The 14,331-nt window shown below is 67.3% G+C and carries 12 protein-coding genes; 8 read left to right on the top strand and 4 right to left on the bottom strand.

Annotated elements, in window-relative coordinates; genetic code table 11:
* Positions 1–38: 38 nt before the first annotated feature.
* Positions 39–845 (top strand): DUF1684 domain-containing protein, encoded by an 807-nt coding sequence (locus AB0L58_RS40145; RefSeq protein WP_364396030.1) that lies wholly within the window; start codon positions 39–41, stop codon positions 843–845.
* Complete coding sequence (locus AB0L58_RS40140; RefSeq protein ID WP_364396029.1) at positions 842–1,993, top strand: LLM class flavin-dependent oxidoreductase; 1,152 nt, start codon at positions 842–844, stop codon at positions 1,991–1,993. Before AB0L58_RS40145 ends, AB0L58_RS40140 begins: the two co-directional genes overlap by 4 nt.
* A gap of 119 nt (positions 1,994–2,112) precedes the next feature.
* Here AB0L58_RS40140 and AB0L58_RS40135 read toward each other — a convergent pair whose 3' ends face one another.
* Positions 2,113–3,114 carry a methylenetetrahydrofolate reductase gene (locus tag AB0L58_RS40135; RefSeq protein ID WP_364396087.1) on the bottom strand — a complete coding sequence of 334 codons (1,002 nt, stop codon included), beginning with the start codon at positions 3,112–3,114 and terminating at the stop codon, positions 2,113–2,115.
* A gap of 381 nt (positions 3,115–3,495) precedes the next feature.
* On the opposite strand from AB0L58_RS40135, the gene AB0L58_RS40130 reads away from it, so the two are divergent.
* The 4 genes from AB0L58_RS40130 to AB0L58_RS40115 all read left to right on the top strand — a co-directional run bounded on the left by AB0L58_RS40130 (position 3,496) and on the right by AB0L58_RS40115 (position 8,821).
* Positions 3,496–4,500 (top strand): polyprenyl synthetase family protein, encoded by a 1,005-nt coding sequence (locus AB0L58_RS40130; RefSeq protein WP_364396085.1) that lies wholly within the window; start codon positions 3,496–3,498, stop codon positions 4,498–4,500.
* A 22-nt stretch (positions 4,501–4,522) separates the two neighbouring features.
* Positions 4,523–6,103: a phytoene desaturase family protein gene (crtI, locus tag AB0L58_RS40125; RefSeq protein WP_364396027.1), complete on the top strand. Its 1,581-nt coding sequence runs from the start codon at positions 4,523–4,525 to the stop codon at positions 6,101–6,103.
* A 64-nt stretch (positions 6,104–6,167) separates the two neighbouring features.
* A complete protein-coding gene (locus tag AB0L58_RS40120; protein WP_364396025.1) occupies positions 6,168–7,886 on the top strand; it encodes an alpha-(1->6)-mannopyranosyltransferase A in 1,719 nt (572 codons plus the stop codon).
* Positions 7,883–8,821: a phytoene/squalene synthase family protein gene (locus AB0L58_RS40115; RefSeq protein ID WP_364396023.1), complete on the top strand. Its 939-nt coding sequence runs from the start codon at positions 7,883–7,885 to the stop codon at positions 8,819–8,821. Before AB0L58_RS40120 ends, AB0L58_RS40115 begins: the two co-directional genes overlap by 4 nt.
* Before the next feature lie 191 nt (positions 8,822–9,012).
* On the opposite strand, the gene AB0L58_RS40110 is transcribed toward AB0L58_RS40115, so the two are convergent.
* Positions 9,013–9,381: an Rv2175c family DNA-binding protein gene (locus tag AB0L58_RS40110; RefSeq protein ID WP_364396021.1), complete on the bottom strand. Its 369-nt coding sequence runs from the start codon at positions 9,379–9,381 to the stop codon at positions 9,013–9,015.
* A gap of 237 nt (positions 9,382–9,618) precedes the next feature.
* Between AB0L58_RS40110 and pknB the strand changes: the two genes are divergently transcribed.
* Complete coding sequence (gene pknB / locus AB0L58_RS40105; RefSeq protein WP_364396019.1) at positions 9,619–11,586, top strand: Stk1 family PASTA domain-containing Ser/Thr kinase; 1,968 nt, start codon at positions 9,619–9,621, stop codon at positions 11,584–11,586.
* A gap of 47 nt (positions 11,587–11,633) precedes the next feature.
* Here pknB and AB0L58_RS40100 read toward each other — a convergent pair whose 3' ends face one another.
* Entirely contained in the window at positions 11,634–13,019 is a 1,386-nt protein-coding gene (locus AB0L58_RS40100; protein ID WP_364396017.1) for a class II 3-deoxy-7-phosphoheptulonate synthase, read from the bottom strand.
* Between the two features lie 195 nt (positions 13,020–13,214).
* On the bottom strand, positions 13,215–13,448 hold the full coding sequence (locus AB0L58_RS40095; RefSeq protein ID WP_364396015.1) for an HNH endonuclease: 234 nt from the start codon (positions 13,446–13,448) through the stop codon (positions 13,215–13,217).
* A 338-nt stretch (positions 13,449–13,786) separates the two neighbouring features.
* Between AB0L58_RS40095 and AB0L58_RS40090 the strand changes: the two genes are divergently transcribed.
* Entirely contained in the window at positions 13,787–14,284 is a 498-nt protein-coding gene (locus AB0L58_RS40090; protein ID WP_364396013.1) for a polyadenylate-specific 3'-exoribonuclease AS, read from the top strand.
* Positions 14,285–14,331: the final 47 nt, after the last annotated feature.

Here is a 14,331-nt window from a genome sequence, read left to right as displayed (position 1 = left end):
GCCACCACCATTCCCACAGTCGAAGGAGTAGAAGCGCCATGACGACCAGCATCACCAGTCTTTTCGAAACCGAATGGGCGCATTGGCATCACGCAAGGGAGGACCAGCTGCGCGATCCGCTCGGCTTCCTGAGCCTGACCGGATTGCATTGGCTCACCGACCAACCCGAGCGCATCCCCGACCTTCCCGGCACCTGGTGGGTCACCGACGACAAGGTGTTCATCACCGCCCAACCCGCCGACCGACTGCGGTTCGAGGGCACCGGCATCGCGGGCGTGCAGATCATCGCACCGGCCGAAGGCGCGCCGGGACTCGAGGTGCTGCACGAGAATCGGGTACTCGAGGTGATTCGCCGCACCGGTCGCTACGCCGTGCGCGTCCACGATCCGGCCGCAACCACCTTGCTGAGCTTCGCGGGCATCCCGGCCTACGCCCCGGACCCGCGTTGGGTGGTCGCGGGCCGCTTCGAACCGTTCGACGAGCCACGCACGATCACCACGGGGGCCGTCGTCGACGGTCTCGAACACCACCACACCGCATCCGGCACCATCGAATTCACCCTCGGCGAGGTCACCGAGCGCGTCATAGCCTTCGGCGGACCGACCGACCTGCGGGTGCTGTTCACCGATGCCACCAGCGGCGTCACCACCTACCCGGCCGCCCGCTCGCTGGCCGTCGCGGCACCCGCCGCCGATGGCACCGTGCGCCTCGATTTCAACCGGGCGGCCAATCTGCCCTGCGCCTTCACCGATTTCGCCACCTGCCCGCTGGCACCCGCCGAGAACCGGCTCCGGGTGGCCATCGAAGCGGGCGAACAGCATCCGCGTCCAGGACAGTCCGCATGACGATCCCACTCTCCATCCTCGATCTGGCCCCGATCAGCGCCGGATCCACCGCACAGCAGGCCCTGCGCAACACCATCGATCTGGCCCAGCACGCCGAGCAATGGGGTTACCGCCGGTACTGGCTGGCCGAACATCATTTCGTCTCGGTGGCGAGCTCTTCTTCCATCACCCTGATCGGCCTGGTCGCCGCGGCCACCACCCGGATTCGGGTGGGCTCGGGCGCGGTTCAGGTCGGCCACCACACCTCGGCATCGATCGTGGAGGCATTCGGCACCATCGACGCCCTCTACCCGGGACGAATCGACCTGGGCCTGGGCCGATCAGGCCATCGCCGCACCCAGTTCGGCGCACAACCCGCCCATCCCAAGGGCGGTCACCCGGTCGTCGATACCGTGACCGGGCGCACCGAGGTCCGCGACGGCGTGGTGGTTCCGCCGCCGTTCGATCCGGGACGGATCACCGACAGGTCCCGGTTCATCGCCTCGCTCGGCGCACTGCAACAGCAGGACGCGCAGGCGCCGGACTTCCCGGACCAGGTCGACGAGGTGCGCGCGCTGCTCAACGGCACCTATAAGAGCGCCGAAGGCATTGCGCTGCACGCGGTTCCGGGTGAGGGCGCACAGGTCGAGCTGTGGTTGTTCGGCAGTTCGGCCGGTGAAAGTGCCGAATTGGCGGGCAAACTCGGTCTGCCCTTCGCCGCGGCCTATCACGTCTCCCCCGGCACCGCCCTGGACGCGGTCGCGGCCTATCGGGCGGCCTTCCGCCCCTCGGCCGATCTCGCCGAACCGTATGTGGTGATCTCCGCGGACGTGGTCGTCGCCCCCGATGACGCGCACGCCCGACATCTGGCCGCCACCTACGGGCACTGGGTGCACAGCATCCGCAGCGGTGCCGGCGCCGCCGACTACCTCGATCCGGATACCGCCACCCCGTTGACACCGGAACAGCGCCGACTGGTCGACGACCGTCTCGCCACCCAGTTCGTCGGCAGCCCGCGCACCGTCGTCGAACGGCTACAGGCCCTGCAACGGGTCACCGGCGCCAACGAACTCCTCGTCACCAGCATCACCCACCGCCATGAGGACCGTCTCGAATCCCATCGACTCCTCGCCGATGCCTGGGGTCTGCGGACGGCGCGCGCCGCCTGACCTCGAACCGCCGCCCCGGGTCCCTCGAATACCGGGGCTTCGGCGTGGATACCCGCGCAACAACCGATTCCGCCGGAACACGGGTAACTCGTCGGGTACGCCCAGCACCAGACCTCTACCTAGCTGTCGGCCCGCGACGCGACCGGCGCGGCACTCACGGCCGGCACCAGGCGCGGAGCGGCGGAGGAGTTGGGTGCGGCGGTGACGCCGTAGCCGAGGTTGGTGAGGACCTCACCAGTGGCCTTGGCGAAGTTCAGCGTGATGAAGTGCAGGCAGGGTGCACCCTCATCGATGAGGCGCTGCCCCATTTCGGTGGCGATTTCGATGCCGACCTCGCGGACCGCCACATTGTTCTCCTCGGGCCCGTCACCGGCGGCCTTGCGCAAGCGCTCCATGACGGCGGGCGGCAGCGGACGCCCGCACAGTTCCTCGGCGCGTGCCACCGTGCGCAGCGAGGTGATGGGCATCAGCTCCGGAATGATCGGCTTCGCGCCCTCGATCGGATCGAAGGCCGCGATGCGGTCGCGCAGGCGCAGATAGTGCTCGACGTCGAAGAACATCTGCGTGATCGAATACTCGGCACCCGCACGCAATTTCGCGGCCAGGTACACGGTGTCGTGCTCCAGATCCGGGGAGCGGTGATGGCCCTGGGGGAACGAGGCGACGCCGACATGGAAGTCGCCGAGATCACGCACGATGCGCACCAGTTCCTCGGCGTAGGCCACCCCCTCGGGATGTTTGCGCCATTCGCCGAGCGGATCACCGGGCGGGTCGCCGCGCAGCACCAGGATATTGCGGATGCCCGAATCGGCGTACGCGCCGACCAGCGAGCGCAGTTCGGCGACGCTGTGCTCGACGGCGGTCAGATGCGCGACCGGCAGCAGAGTTGTCTCCTCGGCCAGCGCACCGGTGATCCGCACGGTGCGGTCACGAGTGGTGCCGCCCGCACCGTAGGTCATGGAGACGAAGGCCGGATGCATGCGCTCGAAGGTGCGCGCCGCACGCCACAGCCGCGCCTCGCCCGCGGCGTCACGGGGCGGATTGAACTCCACCGAGAAGGGCACCGAACCCCCGGAATGGGTCCGCAGACTCTGAACAACCGAGGGTGTTCCAGAGACGATCGGTGGCGTCGGGGACGGCCGGCCAGGGGTCGAACTTCCCCGCACGTTATCGAAAGTCACCGGTCCAGTGTAGTGGTGACCGGCCACCGGCCCGTCAGGTCGCCACCAGCGTACGCGTATTCTGCGACCAGGCGACATGTTCGCTATCGCCGGGCGACACGCGCGACCGTCACCGTCCGGCACCGAAGTACCTATAACGCCCACGATCCACCGAGCGCACCAGCACCCGCACGACCTTGGAGGCTCCCCCTGTCCGCCGGAACCGGTATCCAGACGCCTCAGGCCACCTCGCCCGCAACCCGCACGCCGGCGCCGGGCACTCCCGGATTCGTCACGGCGGTCGAGGACGCGCTCAAAGCCTTCTTCCTGACCCGACGCCCCATCGTCGAACCGCTGGGTCCGGTTTTTGTCCGGGCCGCGGACGCGCTCGAACTGTTCGTACTGCGCGGCGGTAAGCGCACCCGCCCCGCCTTCGCCTGGACCGGCTGGCTCGGCGCGGGCGGCGATCCCACCGCCCCGCACGCGGCCGCGGTCCTCAATGCCTGTGCCGCACTGGAATTGGTGCAGGCCTGCGCATTGGTCCACGACGACATCATCGACTCCTCGCGCACCCGCCGCCGCTTCCCGACCGTGCACGTCGACTTCGAACAGCGCTTCCTCGACCACGGCTGGGTCGGCGATGCCGCACACTTCGGCACCTCGGTCGCCATCCTGATCGGCGATCTGGCGCTGGCCTGGGCCGATGACCTGGTGCACGCCGCCGGACTCGACCCCGCCGCCCTCGGCCGCTTCGCGCCGGTCTGGGCGCTGATGCGCACCGAGGTGCTCGGCGGGCAGCTGCTCGATATCCACGGCGAATCGGCGGGTGACGAATCCGTCGCGGCGGCGCTGCGCATCAACCACTACAAGACGGCGGCCTATACCGTCGAGCGGCCGCTGCACCTGGGTGCGGCACTCGCCGACGCCGATCCGCGACTGATCGAGGCCTACCGGACCTTCGGCACCGATATCGGCATCGCATTCCAGCTGCGCGACGATCTACTCGGCGTCTTCGGCGATCCCGCGGTGACCGGCAAGCCCTCCGGCGACGACCTACGCGAGGGCAAACGCACCGTCCTGGTCGCCGAGGCGCTGCAGCGCGCCGATGCCACCGACCCCGCTGCGGCGACCCTGCTGCGCACCAGCATCGGCACCGACCTGACTGCGGACCAGGTCGAGCGGTTGCGCGCGGTGATCACCGAACTCGGCGCGGTCGACGAGGTCGAACGCCGCATCGCCGAGCTGACCGAACAGGGCCTGGCCGCGCTGGCATCGAGTACCGCCGCACCCGATGCCAAGGAACGGTTGCGCGCCATGGCCCTGGCCGCGACGAGCCGCACGCACTAGCCGACCGCGCGAGGAGATCCATATGAAAACCGTTGCGGGACCGACCGATCGCGTCGTAGTGGTGGGCGCAGGCCTGTCCGGCCTAGCCGCGGCCCTGTATCTGACCGGGGCCGGACGCACGGTCACCCTGCTCGAACGTGCCGATCATCCCGGCGGCCGGGTCGGCCGATACCGCGGCCCCGACTACGAAATCGACTCCGGCGCAACCGTACTCACCTTGCCGGAGCTGATCACCGAGGCCCTCGCCGCCGTCGGCGGCACCCCCGAAACCTGCACGCCGCCACTGCGCATCCACCAGCTCGCCCCCAGCTATCACGCCCGCTTCGCCGACGACTCCAGCCTGCGCGTCTACGCCGATCCCGAGGCCATGGCCATCGAGGTGGCCCGCGTCTGCGGCGATGACGAGGCACTGCGCTACCGACGGCTGCGCGCCTGGCTCGCGGAGATCTACCAGGCCGAATTCACCGAGTTCATGGATACGAACTTCGACTCGCCGCTGGATATGGTCCGCTACCCGACCAAACGCCGCGCACTGACCACGCTCGTGCGACTGGGCGGATTCGGCAGGCTCGGCCCGCGCGTGTCCCGCTTCCTGCGCGATCCCCGCCTGGCCCGGCTGTTCACCTTCCAGGCGCTCTACGCCGGCATGGCCCCGGCGCGGGCACTGGCCGTTTACGGCGCGATCCCGCATATGGACACCTCACTCGGCGTCTACTTTCCCGAGGGCGGTATGCGCGCCGTCACCGCCGCACTGGCGGCCGCCTTCACCGCGGCGGGCGGCACACTCGAGCTGAACACCGAGGCCACCGGGATCGAATACAGCGGCGGCCGGGCCAGACGGGTCCGCACCGCGGACGGCCGCACCTTCGACTGCGACGCCGTGGTTCTCACCGCCGACCTCGGTGCACTCGAACGCTTCGGCGTGCGCCGCCGCCGGCTGCGCGCCGCGCCCTCCGCCGTCGTCGCACACGGCACCGTCCCCGCCGCGATCGCCGAGAGCTGGCCGATCCAGGCGCACCACACGATCGATTTCGGCGCGGCGTGGGATCGCACCTTCGACGAGATCGCCGCCCGTCCCGGCCGCGGTCGCCTGATGAGCGACCCATCCCTCCTACTCACCCGGCCGGCGCTGACCGACCCGACGCTCTATATCGACCGCGCCGACGGCAGGCACGAGCCGTTCTCGCTGCTGGCCCCCTGCCCCAACCTCGACGCCGCACCACTGGACTGGGACCGACTCGGTCCGAGTTACCTGCGTGAACTGCTGAATGTGTTGGCGGAACGCGGATATCACGGCATCGCCGAACACTTCACCGTCGATCACCTCGACACACCCGGCACCTGGCGCGCTCGAGGCATGCTCGCCGGCACCCCCTTCTCCGCTGCCCATCTGTTCCGGCAAACCGGACCATTTCGTCCGCGCAATTTTTCCGGCGGCAGCGACAACGTGGTTATCGCCGGTTGTGGCACCACTCCAGGTGTCGGCGTGCCGACCACCTTGCTCTCCGGAAAACTGGCGGCAAACCGAATTGTCGGCGCCACGCGACCCACTCGGGATGTATCCCCACGCACCAGCGGGATAGTGTTCCCGGCAAGCCGATAAACTATCGCCCGACCTATTCGCCTGCGGTTGCGACCGCCGACCACTCCGGGGGGACCGACACCACATGCATCCCCCTGAGACGACGACCCCCGCGCCCACCGACAACTCGATCACCGCGACCGAAGCCGAGGCGCGCCCATCGAGCGCTCCCGCGCGCGTGGCGACCCCGGCGGTCGCCGAACCCGGATTCCGGGCCTGGCTGCGAACCACCGCCGACTTCGCCCGCAGCCCTGAGGGGCATTCGGCGCTGCTCGGTTTCTTCGGCGCGCTCATGATCACCTTCGGCGGATTCGGCGCGGGCAGCGTCCGCAAACGCGATCCGCTGCTCGAGGCGATGCATCTGTCCTGGCTGCGATTCGGGCACGGCTATGTGCTGTCCACCATGGTCATCTGGGTCGGTGTGCTGTTGATGATCACGGCGTGGGTGCGCTTGGGCCGCACCACGATCGGTTTCGGCGATCGGCCCGATGCCGGGGTCACGCTGAACGAACTGCGCGCGATCGTCGGCATCTGGATTTTCCCGCTGCTGTTCGCGGTGCCGATGTTCAGCCGCGACGCGTATTCGTATCTGGCCCAGGGCGCGCTGCTACGCGACGGCTTCGATCCCTATGTCTCCCCGCCGGTCGCCAATCCCGGTGTGCTGCTGGACAATGTGAGCCCGGTCTGGACCACCACCACCGCACCCTACGGTCCGATCTTCCTGCTGCTCGGCAACGCCATCACGGCGATCACCGGCGATAACGTGGTCGCGGGCACCATCGCGCTGCGGCTGGTCATGCTCCCCGGCCTGGCGCTGATGATGTGGGCGGTGCCGTATCTGACCAAACACCTCGGCGGCAAGCCGACGGTCGCACTGTGGCTTGCGGTGCTCAACCCGCTGGTGCTTATCCATCTCATCGGCGGCGTGCACAACGAAATGCTCATGGTCGGGCTCATGTGCGCCGGTATCGCACTGGTGCTCGAGCGCCATCATGTGGCGGGCATCGTGGTCGTCGCGATCGGCGTCGCGATCAAGGCCACCGCCGGTGTCGCCCTGCCGTTCCTGGTGTGGATCTGGATGCTGCACGAGCGGGAACGCCGGGCGCTGCATCGCGCCGCGCAATCACCGGGTGCGCCCCAGAGTGTGGAGAGTGCGGCCGAACCGGCGCGACCGAGCGCGGAAGTGCCGCATCCGGCCCTGATGTTCGCCAAGATCGCCGGACTCGGCCTCAGTGTCTTCGCGGTGGTCTTCGTGGCCGCCTCGGCCGTCGCCGGGGTCGGCATCGGCTGGCTGACCGCGCTGTCGGGCTCGAAGAAGATCATCAACTGGCTCTCGCTGCCGACGATCATGGCGCATATGGTCCGCTGGGTGACCCCCTTCCCGATGGATCCGGTGCTCGCGGTGACCCGCTCGCTCTGCGCGCTGGCGCTGATCGCCGTGCTGGCGTGGACCTGGTGGCGGTTCCGGCACAGCGAGCGCGAGGCGGTCTTCGGCATCCTCATCGCCTTCGTCGCTATCGTCATCCTCTCCCCCGCCGCACTGCCCTGGTACTACTCGTGGCCGCTGGCGCTGGCCGCCGGGTTCGCGCTGTCCACCACCACGCTGATGGTGCTGGTCGGGCTGTGTACCTGGTTGATGCTGGTATTCCAGCCGGACGGCTCGATCGGGCTCTACAGTTTCACCCACGTCGCCGCCGCGACCTTCGCCGCCGTGGTCGCGGCCCTGTCGCTGCGGAAGGTCGACCCGTTGCGATTGCGCGCCACCCCACCGGAGAGCAATCCGGTCGCCGTCACCGAGTCATGACCGAGGTCGCGCCAACCGTCCGCGGCTCGGAACTGGCCGCGGCATACCGCGTCTGCCGTGCGATCGCCGCCGAGCACGGCCGCACCTACTTTCTGGCCACCCGACTGCTGTCCGCACCACGAAGACCCGCGGTGCACGCGCTCTACGCCTTCGCGCGAACGGTCGACGACATCGTCGATTACCCGAAATACGACGCCGAACACGGCCCCGCGGGCGAACTGGATCTGATCGAGAAGCAACTGCGTGTCGCCTTGGAACAGGCAAAGTCTCCCGTCGATCGGCGCACCCAGGTACTCGCCGCACTCGCCGACACCATCCAGCGCTATGACATCGCGCCCCGGCACTTCTGGACCTTCCTGGACTCCATGCGCATGGATGTGCCGGGAACCGCGCACTTCCGCGCCCACTACGCCACCATGACCGAACTGCGCGGCTATATGCGCGGATCCGCGGCCGCGATCGGTCTGCAACTGCTGCCCGTGCTCGGCACGGTCGTCCCGGTGGCCGAGGCCGAACCCGCCGCCGCCGCACTCGGCGAGGCCTTTCAGCTCACCAACTTCCTGCGCGATATCGCCGAGGATCTGGACCGGGGCCGGATCTACCTGCCCACCGACGAACTCGCGGCCTTCGGCGTCGACGCGGACCTGCTGGCCCACTGCCACCGGATCGGAGGCACCGACCCGCGGGTACGTCGTGCCCTGGCCCACCTGATCGCGATCAACCGCGACCTCTACCGCGTCGCGAACCAGGGCATCGAACTACTCGCCCCCCGTGTGCGCCCCGCCATTCGCACCGCGAGCACGCTCTACTCCGGCATCCTGGCGGAAATCGAACTCTCCGACTATGCGGTATTCGTGCACCGCGCCGTGGTCCCCCGCCACCGACGCCTGCGTGTCGCGGCGATCGAGTTCACCTCTGCGGCCCTGCGGCACTGAAAATTCCCCTGTCGCGGCCCGTCCGCGTCCAAGCCATCGAAACGCACCGCAGGCACGAACTCGACCGTCCGGCACGCGCGACATGTGCCGACCGCCAGTGACCACCACGGAGCGAGTCTTACGAGCGACGTTCGCGGCCCGTCTCGCGTCCGAGCCGTCGAAGCGCATGCGCCGAAGGCGCGGCCAAAAACTCAGAAGGGCTCGGCCGCCGCGCGGCGCAGAACCTCGCGCGCAAGCGGGCCGTGCAATGCGTCGACAGGCTTACCAGGAAGACTGTCGTCGTCGGTGAAGATCCACTCCAGGATCTCCTCATCGGTGTACTTGGCGTCTTTCATGACGGTGATCAGGCCGGGCAGCGGCTTCACGATCGCGCCGGTGTCGTCGAAGAATCGCTCGGGCACGCCGGCGACGCCATCGCGGCGCACTGCGAGCAACTGATGGTCGCGCAGCATCTGATGCACCCGGGTCACCACGAGCCCGAGCATGTCGGCCACCTCGGGTAGCGGGATCACCGCCTCCGACTGGGGAAGAACATCATTACTGCAAGGAAATGCACTCACCCGGATAACGGTAGACGGTCCGGCGCCGCGCGGCTCGAGACACCCTGGACCGCTCCCACCCGATTCGACCGGGCAATAGCAAGCCGGTGGCCACGGGCCGCGAACACGCCGCGCCCGCGCGGCCAAAAGCACAGCCTTGCGGCCCGGCTACGATCGTGGGCGGGCCGCAAGGGCGGTCCTTCGCTTGTCGCATTCGGAGCGAGGGGTGAGAACTTTGTGAAAGCCGGAGGACATCACTTGATCGGGCAAATCCTGGAGGGGCGCTACCGCATAGACGCGCCGATCGCGCGGGGCGGGATGTCGATGGTCTTCCGAGGTGTCGACACCCGCCTGGACCGTCCGGTCGCCATCAAGGTGATGGACCCCAAGTTCGCCGCCGATCCCCAGTTCCTGTCCCGGTTCGAATTCGAGGCGCGCGCGGTCGCCAAGCTGAAACATCCGTCCCTGGTCGCGGTCTACGACCAGGGCGTGGACGGCGAATATCCGTTCTTGATCATGGAGTTGGTCGAGGGCGGCACGCTGCGCGAGCTTCTGCGCGAACGCGGTCCGATGCCGCCACATGCGGTGCGCGCGGTCGCCGAACCGGTACTGGCCGCGATCGGGGTGGCGCATTCGGCGGGCCTGATCCACCGCGATATCAAACCGGAGAATGTGCTGATCTCCGACTCCGGTGAGGTAAAAATCGCCGATTTCGGTCTGGTACGGGCCGTCGCGGCCGCGAACACCACCTCGGCGAGCGTAATTCTCGGCACCGCCGCCTACCTGTCGCCCGAACAGGTGACCGCGGGCACCGCCGATTCCCGCAGCGACGTCTACTCCTTCGGCATCCTGATCTTCGAACTGCTCACCGGCCAGGTCCCGTTCACCGGCGACACTTCGCTCTCGGTGGCATACCAGCGCATCGAAAACGATGTGCCCAGCCCGAGCGAATTCATCGCCGGGATCCCGCCGGAGTTCGACGAGCTGATCGCGCGGGCCACCAACCGCGAACCGGCGCACCGCTTCGCCGACGCCAACGAGATGGCGGCCGAATTGCATTCGATCGCCGTCGCGCTGAACCTGCCGCCGTATCGGGTGCCCGCACCGCAGGAATCGGCCGAACATCTCAGCGCCAGCTTTCAGACCGCAGCGCCGAATCCGCAGCAGGCCAGGGCCGCGGCACCGCCACCACCGTCGGCACAGCACACCAGGGTCGTCACCGCGGCGCGACCACGGGTGCCCGGCGGTCCGCCGGACGACTACGGGCCGCCGGACGCCTACGGGCCGCACGATCATCACTACGCGCCATCACATTCGCCGCAGCCGTCACCGTTCGCGGAGGACCGGACCAAATCGCGTCGCACGGTCCTGCTCTGGGTCGCCATCGTCGCGATCCTGACCCTGCTCGTCGGAATCGGTGGCTGGTGGTTGGGTGTCGGACGCTACTCGGCCGTCCCGTCGGTCGCCGGGAAGGACCAGGCCAGCGCGATTTCGGCGCTGGCGGATGCCGGTTTCGACACCGAGATCCGACAGAAAACCTCCGACACCATCCCGGTCGGCGGGGTGGTCGGTACCGATCCCTCGGCCGGATCCAAGGTCACCAAGGGCTCGACGGTGGCTGTACTGATCTCCAGCGGCAAACCCCGCGTGCCGGATGTCAAAGCGGGCGACGATATTTCGAAGGTCAACCAGCTCATCCGCGATGCCGGACTGCAGCCGGTGGACGCGGGCGAAACCGGCAGCACCGCACCCAAGGGCACCTTCGCGAAGGTGGATCCGGCTCCCGGTACCGTCCTGCCGCTGGCCGCGCAGGTAAAGGTATACCGCAGCAAGGGATCTCAGCCCGTGAAGATGCCCGATCTGCGCGGCAAGACCACCGAGGAAGCGAATCAGGTGCTCACCGCGGCCGGAATCACGGTGCGCGAGACCAGAACCCAGTACGACCGCACGGTCGAGGCGGATAAGGTCATCGCCACCGAACCCGCCGCGGGCGCCACGATCCAGTCCGGCGAAGGCATCACCCTGATCGTCTCGAATGCCGTGAAGGTACCCCTGCTGGTCGGTTTGAGCGTCGGCGACGCCCGATCCAAGCTGCAGGCGCTCGGCCTGGTGGTGGCGGTGCGTCAGCTCACCCCGTCCGACAGCTCCGTGGTGATCGGTCAGGTTCCCGGCGTGGGTTCCAATATCGAGGCGGGCAGTACCGTCTCGCTGACGGCACTACCCTGACGACAAAGGAGCGCCGCAGTCGCGGCGCTCCCGTCGGAAAGCGTTGATCAGCGCAGCATTTCGGCGACCAGGAAGGCCAGTTCCAGCGACTGCTGGGTGTTCAATCGCGGGTCACATGCGGTCTCGTAGCGACCGGACAGATCCAGATCGGAAATGTCCTGGGCACCACCGAGGCATTCGGTGACATCCTCACCGGTGAGTTCGATGTGCAGACCACCCGGATGCGTACCCAACGCATGGTGCACCTCGAAGAAGCCCTGCACCTCGTCGATGATCCGGTCGAAGTGCCGCGTCTTGTAGCCGGTGGAGGCCTCGTGGGTATTGCCGTGCATGGGATCGCACTGCCAGATGACCTGATGTCCGGTCGCCTGCACCTTCTCGATAATGGGCGGCAGCACGTCGCGAACCTTGGTGTTGCCCATCCGCGAGACGATGGTCAACCGGCCCGGCTCATTATTCGGATCGAGCCGCTCGACGTACTCCACGGCCTGATCCGGCGTCGTGGTCGGGCCGATCTTCAAGCCGATCGGGTTGGCCAGCAGTTCCGCGAAGGCGATGTGCGCGCCGTCGAGCTGGCGGGTGCGCTCGCCGATCCACAGGAAGTGCGCGGATAGGTCGTAGAGCACCGGCTCGCCCGCCGGGTTCTCGCCCAGGCGCAGCATGGCCCGCTCGTAGTCCAGCACCAGCGCCTCGTGGCTGGCGTAGATGCGGGCCGACTGCAGGCTCGGATCGTTCACCCGACAGGCGGTCATGAAGGCCAGACCGCGGTCGATCTCCTCGGCGAGTGCCTCGTAGCGCGCGCCCGCGGGCGACTTCGCGACGAAGTCGCGGTTCCAATCGTGGACCTGGTGCAGATCCGCCATGCCCGCGCTGGTCAGGGCGCGCACCAGGTTCATGGCCGCGCTGGCGTTGGCGTAGGCACGGACCAGGCGCGAGGGATCGTGCTCACGCATCTTCGCATCGGCGACCAGCGAGTTCACCATGTCACCGCGGTAGGACTTGAGGCCGAGCGCGTCGGTGTCCGAGGAACGCGGCTTGGCGTATTGGCCCGCGATGCGCGCGACCTTGACCACCGGCAGACTGGCACCGTAGGTCAGCACGACGGCCATCTGTAGCAGGGTGCGGATATTGCCTCGGATATGCGGTTCGGTGTTATCGGCGAAGGTCTCCGCGCAATCACCGCCCTGCATCAGGAAGGCCTCGCCACGCGCGACCTCCGCGAGCTGCGTGCGCAGCTCCTCCACCTCGGCGGGTACGCAGATCGGCGGCACGCTCTCCAATACGGTGCGCATCATTGCCGCCTGCTCCGGATCCCACGCCGGCTGCTGCAACGCCGGACGCGCCAATGCGTCGTCCAGCCGTCTACGCAGCTCTGCGGGCAGCGGTGGCAGCTCCGGCAGGCGATCGATAGGTACGTCGACGGTCCAGTTCACCCGTTCAGAATACGGATACCCGAGTGCGCGGCGATACCCGGAGTAGGCACACCCAGGCGCCACAAATCCCTACCCCCGGAGAACCCCTTGCACAACCCGCGAAGTACGCAACGTATGGTTGACTCCCGTGGGGTACTTCTATGGCGACCTAATGATCGCACCGACACCCCGACTCGCACCCGATACCGACGGAAATCAGCAGTCGTCGCCATATTGTTCGATAATCTTCCGAGCCCACTTCACCAGGTCTTCCACACGCGCACCGGTTGGCTGCCGGATGAGCCAGAGCCCCAAATTCTCCGGCCTATTATCAAGCTTGTCCCCATTGATGTGATGAACATTCTCACCCGGCCGCAACTTTCGGCCGAGCTCGGCTTCCATTATCAATCGATGCTCCAATTCCCAGCCGCCCTCCGAGAGTCGCAGCATCCAGTAACCGCAGGACGAAATACGGCGACCGTCGTGCGAACTCTTTCGCCGACGCCCCGGTACACCACGTCCCGGGGCAGCTTCGACCGAACCCCATCGCCGCAACTTATGCATGTGCGCCCTACAGATACCATGCTTGAGAATGGCTGGTCGAGAACAACTTTCGACCGAGTATCGTGGATATCTTCGTTCAAGATCAGCGTTGTAGTGCTTGTTACACAACCCCCGAAGCCGCACATGTCGAGAACAATCGGACACACTGCACGAAGCAGACTCTTTCATGAAACCCCCACGTCACCGAAATACGTGCGTTCATGCTATCAGGAAGGCGGGAGTGATTGAGGTATTTTTATGACACAGAATTCATTGAAGATGGCAAGGTAATAGACTTGATTTCAATCGGCGTTGTTTGTGAAGACGGACGCGAATACTATGCCATCTCTAAAGAATTCGTCCCCGACCGCGCAGGCCCCTGGGTACGCAAATACGTATTACCGCAGCTTCCCCCGCCCACCTCACCGTTGTGGCGCAGTCGCGAGCAGATCCGCGACGACCTCTACAAATTCCTCGTACCTCGGCCGTCGGTGACCCCTGAACTGTGGGCCTGGGTCGCCGCCTACGACCACGTCGCGCTGTGCCAGCTCTGGGGCTCCATGGTCGACCTCCCCAATGCCCTGCCCCGCTACACCAACGAGCTGCGTCAGCACTGGGAGGCGCACGGCCGTCCCGAACTGCCCCCCGTCCCCCCGGATGCCCACGACGCCCTCGCCGACGCCCGCCACAACCTGGCCAAATTCGAAGCCATCGAGGCGGCGCGCCGCCGCGTTTCCCTTTGACAGCAAAGGCCCCGAGCTCAACGCTCGGGGCCTTTGCTTATCGACTA

The sequence above is a fragment of the Nocardia sp. NPDC052112 genome (assembly GCF_040680135.1).
Lineage (GTDB): Bacteria > Actinomycetota > Actinomycetes > Mycobacteriales > Mycobacteriaceae > Nocardia.
Note: the sequence above shows the minus strand (reverse complement) of the source record. Positions and strands in the feature narration are given on the sequence as shown.

Excerpts from the sequence above, each read along its gene's own strand:
- AB0L58_RS40145 (WP_364396030.1), top strand. The coding sequence starts at position 39 with ATGACGACCAGCATCACCAGTCTTTTCGAAACCGAATGGGCGCATTGG.
- AB0L58_RS40140 (WP_364396029.1), top strand. The coding sequence starts at position 842 with ATGACGATCCCACTCTCCATCCTCGATCTGGCCCCGATCAGCGCCGGA.
- crtI (WP_364396027.1), top strand. The coding sequence starts at position 4,523 with ATGAAAACCGTTGCGGGACCGACCGATCGCGTCGTAGTGGTGGGCGCA.
- AB0L58_RS40120 (WP_364396025.1), top strand. The coding sequence starts at position 6,168 with ATGCATCCCCCTGAGACGACGACCCCCGCGCCCACCGACAACTCGATC.
- AB0L58_RS40115 (WP_364396023.1), top strand. The coding sequence starts at position 7,883 with ATGACCGAGGTCGCGCCAACCGTCCGCGGCTCGGAACTGGCCGCGGCA.
- AB0L58_RS40095 (WP_364396015.1), bottom strand. The coding sequence starts at position 13,448 with ATGCTGCGACTCTCGGAGGGCGGCTGGGAATTGGAGCATCGATTGATA.